Source organism: Pontitalea aquivivens (assembly GCF_046507575.1).
GTDB classification, from domain to species: Bacteria; Pseudomonadota; Alphaproteobacteria; order Rhodobacterales; family Rhodobacteraceae; genus Pontitalea; species Pontitalea aquivivens.
This window is the reverse complement of the sequence record NZ_JBKFEY010000010.1, coordinates 15,711-30,569: the sequence shown is the minus strand read 5'-3', so window position 1 is coordinate 30,569 and position 14,859 is coordinate 15,711. Positions and strand designations below refer to the sequence as shown.

Annotated in this window: 18 protein-coding genes; all 18 read right to left on the bottom strand. The window is 69.1% G+C overall.

Annotated features, from left to right (window positions below; all coding sequences use genetic code 11):
- Window positions 1-9: 9 nt before the first annotated feature.
- Window positions 10-723, bottom strand: coding sequence for a DUF2793 domain-containing protein (locus ACK8OU_RS12000; protein WP_410303663.1), 714 nt, complete (start codon window positions 721-723; stop codon window positions 10-12).
- Window positions 716-4,615, bottom strand: coding sequence for a baseplate multidomain protein megatron (locus ACK8OU_RS11995; RefSeq protein WP_410303662.1), 3,900 nt, complete (start codon window positions 4,613-4,615; stop codon window positions 716-718). Before ACK8OU_RS11995 ends, ACK8OU_RS12000 begins: the two co-directional genes overlap by 8 nt.
- Window positions 4,616-4,617: 2 nt before the next feature.
- Window positions 4,618-5,058 carry a C40 family peptidase gene (locus tag ACK8OU_RS11990; RefSeq protein ID WP_410303661.1) on the bottom strand — a complete coding sequence of 147 codons (441 nt, stop codon included), beginning with the start codon at window positions 5,056-5,058 and terminating at the stop codon, window positions 4,618-4,620.
- Complete coding sequence (locus tag ACK8OU_RS11985; protein WP_410303660.1) at window positions 5,055-5,948, bottom strand: DUF2163 domain-containing protein; 894 nt, start codon at window positions 5,946-5,948, stop codon at window positions 5,055-5,057. The genes ACK8OU_RS11990 and ACK8OU_RS11985 overlap by 4 nt, the downstream gene beginning before the upstream one ends.
- Window positions 5,945-6,577 (bottom strand): phage distal tail protein, Rcc01695 family, encoded by a 633-nt coding sequence (locus ACK8OU_RS11980; protein ID WP_410303659.1) that lies wholly within the window; start codon window positions 6,575-6,577, stop codon window positions 5,945-5,947. Before ACK8OU_RS11980 ends, ACK8OU_RS11985 begins: the two co-directional genes overlap by 4 nt.
- A 10-nt stretch (window positions 6,578-6,587) precedes the next feature.
- On the bottom strand, window positions 6,588-7,250 hold the full coding sequence (locus ACK8OU_RS11975) for a phage tail tape measure protein (protein ID WP_410303658.1): 663 nt from the start codon (window positions 7,248-7,250) through the stop codon (window positions 6,588-6,590).
- Window positions 7,198-7,461, bottom strand: coding sequence for a rcc01693 family protein (locus ACK8OU_RS11970; protein WP_410303657.1), 264 nt, complete (start codon window positions 7,459-7,461; stop codon window positions 7,198-7,200). Before ACK8OU_RS11970 ends, ACK8OU_RS11975 begins: the two co-directional genes overlap by 53 nt.
- A complete protein-coding gene (locus ACK8OU_RS11965; protein ID WP_410303656.1) occupies window positions 7,458-7,814 on the bottom strand; it encodes a gene transfer agent family protein in 357 nt (118 codons plus the stop codon). The genes ACK8OU_RS11970 and ACK8OU_RS11965 overlap by 4 nt, the downstream gene beginning before the upstream one ends.
- Window positions 7,814-8,227 (bottom strand): phage major tail protein, TP901-1 family, encoded by a 414-nt coding sequence (locus tag ACK8OU_RS11960; protein WP_410303655.1) that lies wholly within the window; start codon window positions 8,225-8,227, stop codon window positions 7,814-7,816. Before ACK8OU_RS11960 ends, ACK8OU_RS11965 begins: the two co-directional genes overlap by 1 nt.
- Before the next feature lie 56 nt (window positions 8,228-8,283).
- A complete protein-coding gene (locus ACK8OU_RS11955) occupies window positions 8,284-8,691 on the bottom strand; it encodes a DUF3168 domain-containing protein (protein WP_410303654.1) in 408 nt (135 codons plus the stop codon).
- Window positions 8,688-9,026 carry a head-tail adaptor protein gene (locus ACK8OU_RS11950; protein ID WP_410303653.1) on the bottom strand — a complete coding sequence of 113 codons (339 nt, stop codon included), beginning with the start codon at window positions 9,024-9,026 and terminating at the stop codon, window positions 8,688-8,690. Before ACK8OU_RS11950 ends, ACK8OU_RS11955 begins: the two co-directional genes overlap by 4 nt.
- Window positions 9,023-9,619 (bottom strand): head-tail connector protein, encoded by a 597-nt coding sequence (locus ACK8OU_RS11945; protein ID WP_410303652.1) that lies wholly within the window; start codon window positions 9,617-9,619, stop codon window positions 9,023-9,025. Before ACK8OU_RS11945 ends, ACK8OU_RS11950 begins: the two co-directional genes overlap by 4 nt.
- A gap of 152 nt (window positions 9,620-9,771) precedes the next feature.
- The gene (locus ACK8OU_RS11940) at window positions 9,772-10,971 is read right to left on the bottom strand and encodes a phage major capsid protein (protein ID WP_410303651.1); all 1,200 of its coding nucleotides are present in this window, start codon (window positions 10,969-10,971) and stop codon (window positions 9,772-9,774) included.
- A 38-nt stretch (window positions 10,972-11,009) separates the two neighbouring features.
- Window positions 11,010-11,573: an HK97 family phage prohead protease gene (locus tag ACK8OU_RS11935; protein ID WP_410303650.1), complete on the bottom strand. Its 564-nt coding sequence runs from the start codon at window positions 11,571-11,573 to the stop codon at window positions 11,010-11,012.
- A gap of 9 nt (window positions 11,574-11,582) precedes the next feature.
- On the bottom strand, window positions 11,583-11,816 hold the full coding sequence (locus ACK8OU_RS11930; RefSeq protein WP_250042810.1) for a GTA head formation protein, RCAP_rcc01685 family: 234 nt from the start codon (window positions 11,814-11,816) through the stop codon (window positions 11,583-11,585).
- A 1-nt stretch (window position 11,817) separates the two neighbouring features.
- On the bottom strand, window positions 11,818-13,014 hold the full coding sequence (locus ACK8OU_RS11925) for a phage portal protein (RefSeq protein WP_410303649.1): 1,197 nt from the start codon (window positions 13,012-13,014) through the stop codon (window positions 11,818-11,820).
- Between the two features lie 90 nt (window positions 13,015-13,104).
- Entirely contained in the window at window positions 13,105-14,451 is a 1,347-nt protein-coding gene (locus tag ACK8OU_RS11920; protein ID WP_410303648.1) for a DNA-packaging protein, read from the bottom strand.
- Entirely contained in the window at window positions 14,402-14,725 is a 324-nt protein-coding gene (locus ACK8OU_RS11915) for a hypothetical protein (protein ID WP_410303647.1), read from the bottom strand. The genes ACK8OU_RS11920 and ACK8OU_RS11915 overlap by 50 nt, the downstream gene beginning before the upstream one ends.
- Between the last annotated feature and the right edge of the window lie 134 nt (window positions 14,726-14,859).

The following is a 14,859-nucleotide window of genomic DNA, read 5'->3' as shown; positions in this document are numbered from 1 at the left end:
CCCCGCGCCCTACAGCCCCGGCAGGCTGATCTGCAGGTAATGCACCGCCAGCCGCACCCTGCCGCCCCCCGCGAAAACCCCGCCATCTGCGCTCAGGACCAGCGGCTCGGGCGCGTAGAAAGTCATCGGCGCGGACAGCATCCCCCGCACCCAGGACCCGCCCGACAGGCCCAGCCCCGTGCCGAACCGGTCCCCGGCCCCCGGATTGCCCAGCCGCCAGCCGCTCAGCGTGCCTGCGATCGCCTCGGTCACCCGCCCGCTGACCCCGATCACCATGGCGCCCGCGGGGATGATTGCCTGCGTCACCGAAACGTCCCCCGCCGTCACCACATGATCGATCTCGGCCAACCCCGCGACCAGTCCCGCCCCATGCGCCGACAGGGTCAGCGCCCCGGGCACCCAATCCTCGCCATCGTGCATTACCTGCAGGCCCTGATCGGCAATGAAACCGCGCCAGCCATAGCCCGGGGCCGCAAATACCCAGCCCCCGTTCGTGCCGATCGCAACCTTGCCCTCCTGCCCGCTCCAGGCATTGACCGCGCCGACGGGCACGCCATAGCAGACCCCATCGCCCACCACGCCCGGCGGCACCACCTGCGTGACCGATTGCAGCACCAGGTTCACCAGCCCGTCCAGCCGCACCATCGCCTCGTTCACGGTCACATGCTTTTGCGCCTGCGCCGGTTGCAACAGCGGCAGCGCCAGTCGGTTCGTCTCAGTCATTGATCGTGACTCCTGTGAATGGTCCGGGCCCGAAGACCTCAGAGATTTGTGCAACCGCAATTTCAAAGGCCCCCGTCAGGCCATCGCTCTCGCGCATCGCCGCGGTATAGTTCCAGGCGGGCGCGGTCGTGACCGCTTCGCGCCGGATCGCGCCCGCCTGCAGCACGCGCACCAGATAGGCCTCACGCGCCTCGCCCAACGGCACATCCAGCCCGGACCAGCTGTCGCCATCGGTCCGCGTGCGCCGCACCCAGCGGATCCCCCAATCCGCCCCCGACCGCTGCGCCCGCAGATGGCAGGGCGACAGCGGCCGCAGTCCGATCCCCTTGAAAGCCTCGACCCGGTGCACACAGGCCGGATCGTCATAGGACCGCGCCGCCGTTCCGATGCGATAATGCCGCGACACATCGCGTGCCGATGGCGCCAGCGTGATCTGCTGCGGCGCGCCATCCATCAGCACGACCATGCTGCCCGCGGGCCAGACCTCGGGCAGGATCGCATCGCTGCCCGCCTGACCGCGCAGCCGCATCGAGATGTCCCACACCCCCGGCTCCACCGGCAGGGCTTCGGCGAATTGCATCACCTCCCAGCGGTCCGAACTGCCGTCGCCGATCGCCAGCACATTCGCCCCCGCCAGAACCCGCGCGGCGGATGCCGCCTCCAGCGTGCCGCCCTTGACCCGAACCCGCAGCGCCGGGCCCCTGTCCCACAGGCCCGGCCGCGCCGCCGCCAGCGGCACCAGCGTCTGCCCGATCACCGCCGGCCGCTCGATCAGCCGGTTCAGCGCATAGCCCGCATCCTCGGGCGCGGAATAAACCGCCACACTGCCCGGCCAGGGCGTTGCCGCCACCGCCAGATGCGGCACATGGGGCAGTTCCTCGCCGGTCAGCAGCGGCAGATCCAGAAACACCGGCAGAACCGGCACCGGGGCAGCGAAGGGCACGGGCAGAACCCGCTCTTCCGCCTCGTCAGAGGCCTGATAGATCCCCGGCTCGACCCGCACCGCCTCAAGACGCCGTACGCCCGCAACCTCGGCCCGGTCGATGCGATAGCGCCGCGCGCGGCCCTGATGCGTCAACTCGACCACATCGCCCGGCCCCAGATGGCCCAATGATGGCGGCAAAGCAAAGGCAACCCCATCACGCGCCACCCGCGCCTCGGCCAGCCAGCGTTCGGCGATGCGGTGCCCCTCGGACCGCGTCAGCGCCAGCGCCAGTTCGGTGCCCGCCACACCGCTGGCCCGCTCATCGGGCATCAGCGCCTCGACCGCGCGGATCTCATAATCGCCATCCGCCTCGACATAGGCCAGCCGTACCCGCCCGGCCACCTCGGCCTCGGGCGCGCGCACCGCCTCCAGCGCGGGCCCCTCGCCCAGCGCAAGGCTGTCAGGACCCAGCCGCGCCGCAACACGCCCGTCGCGCATCGCAAAGACCAGCCGCCCGTCGCGTTCGGCCGCATCGAAACCATAGGCCAGCATCAGCCCCTGCAGCAACGCCCGCCCGCTCAGGCCCGGTGCCGGCTGATAGCCCCGCACCACCCCATGCAGCGCGCTGACATCCACATCCGCCAGCCCCGCCGCGCCGCAGATCTCGGCCACCACATTGGCCAGCGGCTGCGCCGTGGCCCGGCCCGAAATCCAATGCCCGCGCGCATGGTTCGCACCATCCGACCACAGATCGCGATTCCCCGGAAACTGCGGATAGGGCCGCGCATCCCAGGCCCAGACATGGCACCGCGCCACATCCACCATCGGCCCGCCATAGACCTCGGACACCGGGTTCGCCGCCGGGTCTGTCCAGTAATCGGTCATCACCCGCAGATACTGCATCTGGATCAGCTCATCGCGCCGCCCGTCGGAATAATGCGGCACCTGCGATTCCGAGCTTTTGGGATCCAGGAACTTGTTGGGTTCATTCGTGCCCCTGTCCACCGCGGCACAGCCCAGTTCCGTAAACCACACCGGCTTGGATCGCGGCACCCAGGGGCTGGCCTCGGCCTGCCGCACCCCCCCGATCCGTTCGTGATGGGGGGTGTCCCACCAGCTGCGGATGTCCTTGTAGCGCCAGATCCAGGGCTCGCCCAGATGATCCTCGATCGGCGTGCGGATCTGCGCATCCCGATGCGCCTGCGAAGCATAGAACCAGTCATAGCCCTCGCCGCCCTCGACATTGGCGCGCAGGTAGTCGGGGTTATAGATCGATCCCCACCGGGCATCGGCATGATCCTCGCCCGAACGCCAATCCGACAGGGGCATGTAATTGTCGATGCCGATGAAATCGATGTTCTCATCGGCCCAAAGCGGATCGAGGTGAAAGAACCTGTCGCCCGCCTCGGTCTGATAGCCGAAATATTCCGACCAGTCGGCGGCATAGCCGATCTTGCAGTCCGGCCCCAGGATCGCGCGCACATCCGCGGCCAGCGCGCGCAGCGCCGCCACGGCGGGAAAGCTGTTGCCCGGCCCCCGGATCTGCGTCAGCGCCCGCATCTCGGACCCGATGCAAAAGGCATCCACCCCGCCCGCCATCGCGCACAGCCGCGCGTAATGCAGGATAAAACGGCGAAATGACCATTCCTGCGGCCCGTCATAGGCCACGGTCGCCGATGCGGGCACGAAATCCCCCGGCCCCGCCGTGCCGAAGAACGCCGCCACCTCGGCCATCGCCGCCGCCGTTTCATCGGGGCTGCCGGGCTGGCCGGGGGCGGCCGACAGCGTGACCCGGCCGCGCCAGGGCAACACCGGCTGATCGGCGGCCCCCGTCCAGGGGTCGGTCAACCCATTGCCCGCCAGCTGCTCCATCAGGATGAAGGGATAGAAGGTCACCGCCTTCCCCGCCGCCTTCAGCGCCGCGATCGCCTCCAGCACCGCGGCATCGGCCGGCGTACCGCCATAGACCGGGCGCCCGTCCAGCCGCGCCACCTCTTGCGCCGCGCCCCGTGCCAGCCCCGAAACCCGCCAGGGCATCGGCACGCCATCCACCGCCACCGTCTCGACCTTGGGCATGATCCGGCACTGCCCGCAGCGCAGATCGTCGCCGAACCACGACACCACCAGCGACACCGCGCCACAGTTCGGCAGCTCTTCCCCCAGCGCCGTCAATGAGGTTTCCAGGTCCGTCCGCCCCGAGGGGCTGTTTTCATTCACCGAAACCTTCTCGCCCAGGCCCAGATCGTGATGCACCGGCGTCGTCGCCAGCGCATATTCGCCCGTGCCCGGGATCATCGCCACCGCCCTGATGCCCCGGGTCAGGTCCGGCAACGGGTCCACCAACGGCCCCTGCGCGGGGCGCACCACCTCAAAGCTGAACAGCGGCACACGATTGCCAAACCGCTCCAGCGCCAGATTCTCGATCACCACATAGGCAATGCCACGATAGGCCGGGGCCAGACCCACCCCCTCGACCGCCTCGATCTTCGGATCGGGCAGCTGATCCTCGGCCCCCGTATAGACCCGCATGTTCAGATCGCGCGGCGCCAGCTCGATCCCGTCCGCCCAGATACGCCCCACGCGCAGGATCTCGCCCTCGCACAGCGCCAGCGCCAGGCTGACCGAATAGCCATAGCTCGTCACGCTCTGGCGCGGCGCGCCCTTGCCGCCACTCTGGGTCCGCGCCGTCTCGATAAAGCGCGTGGCCCAGATCACCTGGCCGGGCAGCCGCATCCGCCCCCACAGCCGCGCCACCCCTTCCCCCTCCGAGGCGCTGGTCAGGCGGAACCGGTCCACCCGCCCCGTCTCGATGCTGGCCGACCCGCCGCCCAGCAGCTTCTGGTCGATCGCCCGGCCCAGCGTGGCGCCAACCGCGCGCCCGATCACCGCCCCGGACAGGCCCAGCACCGTGCCGCCAAAACCTGCGCCAATTGCGGCCCCCGCCGCTGAAAGCAATATCGTCGCCATCATCAGGCTCCTGAAGGAAAATTGAACCGCGCCACGATCCGCCGCTGCCAGGGGCGCGACAGCGGGCTTTCGATCACCCCATGCCCGGTATAGGCATGAATGAAACTGGCCCCCGCACCGATCCGGGCCGTGATGCCCAGATGTTTGGCGACCGCACCATCGCGCATCCGAAACAGCAGCACCTCGCCGGGGGCCTGCGGAACGCATCCCGGCAGCGCCACCAGATGGCGCACCGCCGCCGCCCACAACACCTCTGCCCGCTGCGGTTCGGACCAGTCGGGCGTATAAGGCGACACCGCCTCGGGCTCGGTGCCGTAAAGCGTGCGCCAGATGCCGCGCAACAACCCCAGACAATCCGTCCCCACCCCCCGGACCGATCCCTGGTGCAGATAGGGCGTGCCCAGCCAGTCGCGCGCAATCGCCTCTGCCCGAAGACCGATCATCGGAACAGGCTCCCGCCATCATTGCTGCGCCCCGACACCGGGTAAGAGGTCAGCCAGTCTTCACCCGGAATATGCGGAAAGCCGCGGAAATTGTTGAAATTGGCAAACTTCAGCCGGCAGGTATCGGCCTGCCGGTCACAGCCCGCCACGATCCGTACCCGGTCGCCCGGCGCCACCGCCGCCCCCAGCCGCTGCCACAGCTCCACCGTGCGCGCGCCATCCGCGTCCAGCCGGTCGTTCTTGACCACCCCGTCCAGCCCCGCCGCAACCCCATCCAGCACCTCGAACCGGCCCTTCTCGAACCAGCGATCGGTGAAACCCGCCATCTGCGCAAACCGGAACAGCTGCGACCCGGTCACCGCCTCGACCACCCGCTCCACCGCATAACCCGGCCTGCCCAGGTCAAAGCGGCACTGCACATCGCCCAGAACCGCGGCACAGGCCGGATGATAGATCCGCCCGGTTTCGGCACCCAAAGCCTCGCCCAGGCCCCGCAACTCGGCCCGGAACGCGCCCCCGGCCCGCGCCACCTCGCCCAGATGTCCACGAAATATCAGCGCCCGGTCGCCCGGATCGGCCCAGTTCACCAGCCAGATCCGCACCTCGGCCCCGTCATAGCGCCCCGCCAGCAGGTCGGCCTCGCAGATCGCCTCCGACCGCAACGCGCCCAGCGCCTCGGTATTGTCCACCGACAGCCCCGTCGTCTGCTGCAACGCCTGCGCCGTCATGCCGCTGTCGGGGACAAAGTCCACGCCCTCAAGGCGCAGCACCCGGTCATGATCGGTAAACCCCAGCACCCGCCCGTCGCGGCGCCGGATTTCCCAGGCCCGCGCCAGTGTCGTCGCCCCCGTGGCCAGATGGGCCCGCACCCCTTTGGAAAACCCGTTCACAGCCGCACCTCGATCACCGGAACCTGCGGCAGGTCGCCCGCCTGGAACGAGGCGACCGAAACCTGGATCCGGTCGGTATCAAACCGCACCGGCACATCGAATTCGAACCCCGCCGTCACCCGCGCGCCCGGGGGCGGCGCCTCGGCAAAGGTGACCACCCCCGTCGCCGGATCGACCCCGAAACTCACCGCCTCGGCCTGATGATCGCCCTGCAGCCCCACCCGCACGCTGCCCGCCACCGGCTTGGCAATCGGGCGCACATAGCTGACCCCGCCCGAGACATAGGTCTTGACCAGCTGGAACGCCGTGGTGACCCCGTCGCCGGTGCCGATGCGCTGATCCTCGAACCCCACCACCCCCGAGGCCAGGCAGGATTTGTAATCCGCCCAGTCCTTCCAGCGAAAGCCGTGCAGCTGTCCCTGCCGCGCCTCGAAAAAGGCGATCAGCGCCTCCACATCGTCCAGACCGCGCAGCCCGACACCCGCATCATAGCGCCGGCGCGAATGGGCCCAGGGGCTGTTGCGCTCTTCATAGCCATTGGACAGGGTGACGATTTCGGTGCGCCGCTCGGGGCCCCCGATCGACCCAAAGCTCAGGTTCGCGGGAAAGCGGATTTCGTGAAAGGCCATGATGTTCTCCTCAACGGTTGCGATCGCCACGCGCCAGCGCGCGCGACAGCTGTGCCGCGATCTGGCTCTGGCTGCGGGCGAAACCCGCGACATCGGGGGTGGTGATGTTCATCACCACGCTGACCGCACGTCCCCCGCCCGCGGCCTGCACCCCCAGACGCCCGTCAGGCCCGCGCGCCAGCGGCATGATCGCCTCGGGGCCCGCCTCGCCCATCAGCCCACGCCCGCCCCGCATCGGGAACGTCACCGGCGAGGATACGACGCCCCCCCTGGCAAAGGGCATCACCCGCCCCTGCGCAAAGGCCCCGCCCGCGGCAAAGGGCATCAGCCCGCCAAGCATGTCGTTCACCCCCTGCACGATCGCCCCGCCCAGCGCGCTCTGCACCGGCCGCATCGCCACGCCATAGACGCTGTCGGCCATCGTCCGCGCCACGCCCTGCAACGCATCCGACAGCTTCATCCCGTCAAAGACCAACCCGTCAAAGGCGCGCCGCAGGCCCCGCCCAAGGCTGTTGCTCAGAACGCCAGCCTCGCGCCCGGTGAACACCAGGCTTTCACGCATGCGCCCCAGTTCGGCATTGAAGGCCCCCGCCATTGCCTCGGCCCCGCCCAGACCACGCTCAAGCGCCGCCGCCTGCTGGCCCAGACTGTCCAGCCCGTCCACCTCGATCATCACCTGTTCCTTTCCCACCATCCGGCCCAACCGCATCCGGCCACCGCGCGGCCAGCTCCTCCAGCCGCGCGCGTGTCAGGGGCGGCGCGCCAGCCACCTCGCCCAGCATCAGCGCCAGTTCCGCGGGCGTCAGCCGCCAGAAGGCCGCAGGCGCAAGCCCAAGCCCGCGGATGCCCACCCGCATCAGCCCCGGCCAATCCAGCCCGCTCATCGCCGCCCCGGCCCCATTCCCGGCCCCGATCCCGGCCCCGATCCCGGAACCGTGAAGGCCCGCGCCAGCAACGTCGCCGCCACCCGCGCCGCCTCGACCGGGCCACCGCCGATCTCGACCGTGCGCAGATCCTCGGCCGTGCCCTGCCAGCCCCCGCCACGCAGCCCCGCCACCAACAGCGCCAGCACATCGCGCGTGCTGAACGCGCCCGCCTCAAGGCGCTCCACCATGGCGATCATGCTGCCTTCGGCCAGCTCCGCCTCCAGCTCGGCCAGGGCCCCCAGCGTCAGCCTGGCCACATGGCGCCGGCCATCCAGCCAGACCGCCACCTCTCCTGCCCAAGGGTTCGCCATCAGATCGCCGCAAAGCTCAGGGCACCGGCCGAGGCCATGCTCAGCTCATAGGTGGCCTCGCCGTTGTGGCTGCCCGCATATTCGATCGCCGTGATCATGAAGGGCCCCTGCACGATGCCGAAATCGGGAATGATGACCTGGAACTGCGGCACCTCGCCGTCGAAAAAGATCTGCCGCGCGCGTTCATCCGTCGCGGCATCACGAAACACGCCCGACCCCGAAACCGCCGCCGATCGCACCCCCGCGCCGCCCAGCAATTCGCGCCATCCGCCCTGCGATTCCAGGCTGGTCACATCCACCGTTTCCGCGTTGAAGCTGATCCGCGTGGCGCGCAGCCCCGCGATGGTCTCAAACTGCCCGCCCCCGTTCAGGTCGAGCTTGATCAGAAGGTCCTTGCCGTTCTGCGCCGCCATGTCGTCTCTCCGATTGAATGATGAAAGGCCCGCCCCCGGGCCAGCCCAAAGCGCGCTCAGCCCTCCAGCCGGGCGCGAAACACCAGATCGATGCGCCGCAGCGCGCCCGTGTCCACCCGCCGCGCCCGCGCGCGCAGGAACCAGATCCCCACGACCCGCCCGCGCGTCAGCGTCAGCGCCGCGCCCGCCAGTGCATCCGACACCGCCGCCGCCACCGCCTTGGCGGCCTGAAAGCCCGCCGCATCCGTGATCACCGAAACGGTGAAATCATGTTCCGCCCCGGCTCCGCTGACATCCGAGGCATCGCGCACATCTTCCGGGCCAAGGCTGACATAGGTCCCCGCCACGGGCCCGGGCGGGACCGCATCGAACACCGCATCGCCCACCAGCCCCGCCACCTGCGCATCCGCCCGCAGCCGCTGATAAACCGCCGCCTGCAACGCCGCGCCCATGCCATAGCTCATGCGGCCACCTCCTCTTGGGCAAAACAGACCAGGTAATGGCCGCGCGGATCGGCCTCGGTGACGGCCAGGATGCGAAAGATCCGCGCGCCCTCACGAAAACGCTGATCCGGCCTGGGCCGCGCGGGCGCCCCCACCGGCGCCGCCCGCACCGTGATGCGCAATGAAACGCTGGCCAGCGTCACCACCTCACCCGCCCGCGCGCGCCCGGTGCCGGGCCTGACCTCGGCCCAAAGCGTGCCCAGCGCGCGCCAGACCAGATCAACCCCCCCCGCGCCATCGGCGACCCGCTCGGACGCCTCCAGCACCAGCGCGCGGGCCAGAACGGGGGGCTTCATGCCCGGCTTCCCAGGCTGCGCACCGTGCGCCAACGCTCGATCAGCGCCATCACGCCAAAGGGCATCGCCCCGCCCGCGCCCATGCCTTCATGGCGCAGCTCGTAATACTGCGCCGCCAGCAGGAACACCGCCTGCGCCAGATCGACCGGCAGATCCGCCCAGGCCGGCCCGAATCCCGCGGTAAAGCCGATTTCGACCACGCCCCCCGGCGGGATCGCCGCCAAGGCGCCCCCCACCGCCTGCAGCCGCGGCCGTGCCAGATCCGCCACCAGCCGGTAGCGCGCCGGGTCGACCGGCACCTCGGCGCCGTCGCGCGCCCGCATCCGCACCGCGCCCAGCGCGCGCACCGGGGCCACCGGCAGCGGCTGACAGGCCTCACCGCGCCAACGCTCCAGCACCAGCACGAATTCGCGCGCCATCAGCACCTTGCTGGTCCGCCCCTCGATCGCGGCCATCGCCGCACGCAGATAGGCTTCCAGCGCGGCATCCTCGGCGCCCGGATCGGCAAAGCCCGTGCCCAGCCGCAAATGGTCACGAAACTGCGCCAGCGGCAGCGCCGCGCCGGGCACCGCCGTCACTTCGTTCAGCATCATCGGAACTCTCCTGAAATCCTTCCCCGGGGATCCCGGGGCATCGGGCGCGGACCCTCCCGCCATCGCTCGGACGGAGGGAGCAGCTAGACGACAGCGGTCGAACCCGCGCCCGCCCGAAACCGGGGGTCACCCCCCGGCCCGATCCGCCAGCCTCAGGCGATGGCGAACTTCAACACCTTGATCGCCGCGAAATCGCTGACATCCCCGCCCACGCGCTTGGACGCATAGAACAGCACATGCGGCTTGGCCGAGAAAGGATCGCGCAGCACCCGCAAATCGGGGCGCTCGGCAATCGTGTAACCGTTGCGGAAATCGCCAAAGGCAATCGCATTGGCGCCCGGGCCGATATCGGGCATGTCCTCGGCGATCAGCACCGGATAGCCCATCAGCCGCGCGGGTTCATGCGCCTGCAAGCCGTCGGTCCACAGGAAGCGGCCATCGGCATCCTTCATCTTGCGCACCGCACCGGCGGTCTTGGAATTCATCACGAAGGTCGCATTGGCGCGGTATTCGGCATCCAGCGCATAGACCAGATCGACGATCGCATCGCTGGCATTGGTCGCGGCGAAATCGCCCTCATTGCCGGTGGCGACATAGCCCAGGTTGCCCCAGCTCCAGCTGTCCTCGGGCACGGTGGCATGGGTCAGAAAGCCCCGTGGCTTGTCCACGCCGTCGCCCACGACAAAGGCCGCCGCCTCGGCGCGGGCGAACCTGTCGGCGATGCGGTCGGCCAGCCAGCCCTCGATGTCAAAGGCACTGTCATCCAGCAGCCGCTGGCTGGCCTTGGGCATTGCCGACAGTTCGTGCAGCGGAATGCTGATCCGGTCGATCTGCGGCGTGCCGGTCTCGGTCAGGCTGGCCGTCTCGGTGGCCCAGCCCGAGCCCATCTCGGAATGGTCCACCAGCACATCGAACGAGCTCGCCTCGACATTCACCACATTGGCGATCTGACGGATCGAGGCGGTGGCCTTCAGCACGCCCCGGATCGCCTCGGATGTCTGCGGATCCACCAGATAGCCGCCCTCGGCCGCCACCTGCGTATTCAGCGCCTTGCCCTCCAGCACAAGGCCGCGCAGCCCATCATCATCGCCGGTGCGCAGATAGGCGCCAAAGGCCTTCAGATGCGGCGCCTCATCATGGGCGGCGGCGGAAAGGGCCGGACGCCCGGTGGTCATGGTCTTGGTCTGAAGCATGATCAAACGCTCTTCCTGCTGTTGAAACTTCACTTTGATATCATCCTGAAAGCCTTTGACTTCCCTAAGGAAACCGGCCAGTTCGGTCACCACTTCCCGGGTTGCCTCCGGGCCTTCAGCCATGGGCATACCGGCCCCGGCCCCGATCTCGGTCTTCATCTTGCCTCCATCTCGATGGTTGGAAAAATCCACACGCCTCAGCGATCCGCCAGGCTGGCCGTCGCCGCACGCAGCGCCGCCGCCAGGTCCTGCAACGCAGCCCCGGCCCGGTCCCCGACAATGTCCCCGGCCTTGGCCGCCACCCGCGCCTCGCGCAGCATCGGAAAGGTCACCAGCGACACTTCCCACAGTTCAAGTTCCATCAGGCTGCGTCGGCCCTGGGCATCCTTTCCCGCCGCGATCGTGCGATAGCCGATCGACAGCCCGTCAATCGCCCCCGCCGCGATCAGCGCCGCCGCCTCGCGGGCGCGGGCCACCTCGGGCAACAGCCGCCCCCGGACAAACAGCCCACGGTCGTCCTCGCGGATCTCTTCCCAGATCCCGATCGGTTCGCCCGGATCATGCTGCCACAGCATCTTGACCGATCCGCCCCGCGCCGCGATCCGTTCCAGCGACCGCGCATAGGCCCCGCGCTGCACCACATCGCCGCCCTGATCGGCCAGCCCGAACAGGCTGGCATAGCCTTCGATCCAAAGCCCCTCCAGCTGCACCGCGCCCTGCTGGCAAAACTTCAACTCCAGCCCATATTCCGCTGTATACATGTGATTTTCCTACCTTGGGGCATATTCCAGAATGCCCTGAACCGCCTGCGTCAGGATCACCGCCACGACGCCATAGACCGTCATCCACAACCGCCGCTCCAGCCCCTCGATCAGCGCCTCGATCCGGCCCAGCCGCCGGTCCACCTGGCTGAACTGCAGCTCCATGATCCGCTCGGTCGCCTCAAATCGCTGTTCGTGAATCTCGAACGGCTCCTTGAGATAACGAGACCCGCCCTCGGCCATCTCAATCCTCCGCTGCGGGCGGCAGCCCCAGGATCGCGCGTTTTTCCGCCTGCGTCAGAAAGGTCGCCTCGCCGACCCGCTTCCATTGCGCGTCGCGTTCGGTCGCCAGCGCCGGGATCTGGTCGGGATCGGGCCGCAGCTCGACCACCTGCCCCAGATGCGCCGACAACCACCACGCCACCGCCGCCGTGACCCGTGTCGCCAGCGGCAGCACCGTCAGCCGGTAGAACGCCCGATGCGCCTCGGCGTAATTGGCATAGGTGGCATCGCCCGGAATGCCCAACAGCATCGGCGGCACGCCAAAGGCCACCGCGATTTCCCGCGCCGCCGCCACCTTGGTCTGGTGAAACTCCATGTCCGAGGGGCTGAACCCCATCGGCTTCCAGTCCAGCCCCCCTTCCAGCAGCATCGGCCGCCCGGCATTGCGCGCGCCCTGATGGTGGGTCTCCATCTCAAAGACCAGCCGGTCATATTGTTCGGGCGACAGCGTGCCCTGCCCATCCGCGCCGCGATAGATGATCGCGCCACTGGGCCGCGCGGCATTGTCCAGCAACGCCTTTGACCAGGCACTGGCGCTGTTGTGCACATCCATCGCCACCGCCGCGGCCTGCATCGGCGACAGGCCGTAATGGTCATCCTGCGGATGAAAGCTGCGGATGTGGCAGATCGGATCGGGATGGCCGGTCATGTCGAACCGATGCCGGCGCCCGCCGACGGTATAGTCATAGGCCACAGGCCAGCCATCCGCGCCCGGCACGATGCTCATCCGGTCGGCGCGCAGCACATGTAATTCGCGCGGCAGGCCCGGATCGGGCGCGACCGCCTCCAGATAGCCATTGCCCGACAACAGCAGCTGGCCATACAGCGCCTCGAACAGCTCGGCCCGCCCCTGGCCCGGATTGGGCCGCCGGATCAGATCAAGCATCGGATGCCGGTCATAGCGCCGCCCGGCATCCTGGCACAAAAGCGGCACCGCCGCCGCCGCCTCGGCGATCAGCTTGACGCAGCGAAACCCGATCGGGTTGCCGGTAAAGCCATTGCGCGTCAGGCTGGCGGTGTCCCGCGCGCTCCAGACCACGCGGCCCGCCCCATGTGCCAGCGCCACCACCCGCCCCGTGGCCGAGGCCTTCTGCTCGGGCGCGCCCGCCCCCTCGGGGGCGCCACCCGCGCCCCCCTTGCGAAAGAATTGCATCACCATCCCGATCTCCTCGTCGTACCGCAGCCCCTGGGCCCGGGCATGAAAAAGGGGCCGGAAAACCGGCCCCTCGCGTGAAACCTGCTGTCGCGCCTACAGCCTGCGCACCTGTGGGCGGCGCCAGTGCGCGGCGGGCTCGATGATCAGCTCATGCAGCGCCCAGACCAGCGCATCCACCCGGTCGGGCGATCCGCGCCCGGCATAGCCCTGCACCGTCATGCGGCACATCTGATCCTCCAGCGCGCCCAGCCGCGCCGACCGCAGATGCCTGACCCGCCCCTGTTCATACAGCGCCGCCACCGGCTCGGCCCGCACCCCCTTGCCCCGGCCCGCCCGCAGCGCGCGAAACGGCACCAGCGGGTCGATCTGGCGGATCACGCTTTCCACCAGATCACCACCCTGATTGACCTCGGCCACCAGCCGCTCGGCGCCATATTTCTCCATCACCGCAATCGCCGCGCGCGCCCAGTCGGTGGGCCGCCCGCGGACCGATGCATCCTCCAGCACGAAGGCCCGCCAATCCTGCGCCGGGCCCCGCGTCACCGCCCCCACGACCACGATCCCGCATTCATCCGACCCGGCATGACCGCTGACCGCCGGGTCCAGCGCCACCACCACCCGGTCCAGATCGGGCGCGCGGTCCACACGGCACCCCTCCAGCGCGGCGGTGGTCCACAGCGCGCCCTCGGCATCCTCCAGCAACACCCCCTCCAGTTCCTGCCGGCCCAGCCGCGTGCCGGCATAACGCGCCTGCACCTCCTCCAGGAAAGACGCCGCCAGATAGGCCCGGTTCGCCTCGGTCGGCGCATGCGTCACCACCGTGGACGGGTTCTTCAGGATCGCCTTCAGCACCCCCACATTGCGCGGCGTGGTGGTGATGACCTGCTGCGGATGATCGCCCAGCCGCAGCGCGAACTGCAGCATGTCCCAGGTCTCCTCGGCCTTCTTCCACTTGGCCAGCTCATCGGCCCAGGCCGCATCGAATTGCGGCCCCCGCAGCGCCTCGGGCTCATGCGCCGAAAACGCCTGCGCCGTCGCGCCATTGGGCCAGATCAACCGCCGCCGCCCCGCCTCCCACTCGGGCCGCCGGTCGGGGGGCGAACAGGCCAGGATGCCGCTGTCGCCAAACACCATCACATCGCGCACCTGGTCGAAGGTTTCCCCCACCAGCGCCACCCGCCGCGCCGGGCCGGGGTCCGTGGGGCCCGCGCCTTCCACCTGCGCGCGCACCCATTCCGCCCCGGCCCGGGTCTTGCCCGCACCACGCCCGCCCATGATCACCCAGCTTTTCCAGGCCCCCTCGGGCGGCAACTGATGCGGCAGCGCCCAGAATTCAAAGATCCACGGCAGGGCCAGAAGCGCATTGTCCCCCAGCCCGTCCAGAAAGCCATCAACCTCCTGCGGCGTCGCGCAGGCAAGCCAGACGGCGCCCGATCTCATCGCGCGCCGCGTCGAAATCAAGCGCGTGATCGCGGACGCATCCTGCAACCTGTTTGCGGAGTTTCTCAACCCTGGTCCTTTCATCCATCACCATCTGGAAGGCCGCGCGCAGGTCCTTGACCGCCTGCATGGCGGCCCTGGCCTCGCCGATCTCGCCCCGCCGGACCCGGTCCATGGCGGCCGCAAGCTCGGCGGCGATCTCCCGATACAGAACTTCCGTCTCCGCCAGCAAATCCGCCGGAGCCGCTTCCTCATCCGAGAAAGTCATTTTCATATGTGCTGGTCCCGCCTCTCATGCCTGTTCCGCACGAGCGAAATGAAAAAGCGGCGCCGGGTTTCCCCGTGCCGCTTGCCCACTTCTCCTAGCATGTCATATATCTACCTTAGGGCGTTCGCAAAGTCAAGCCC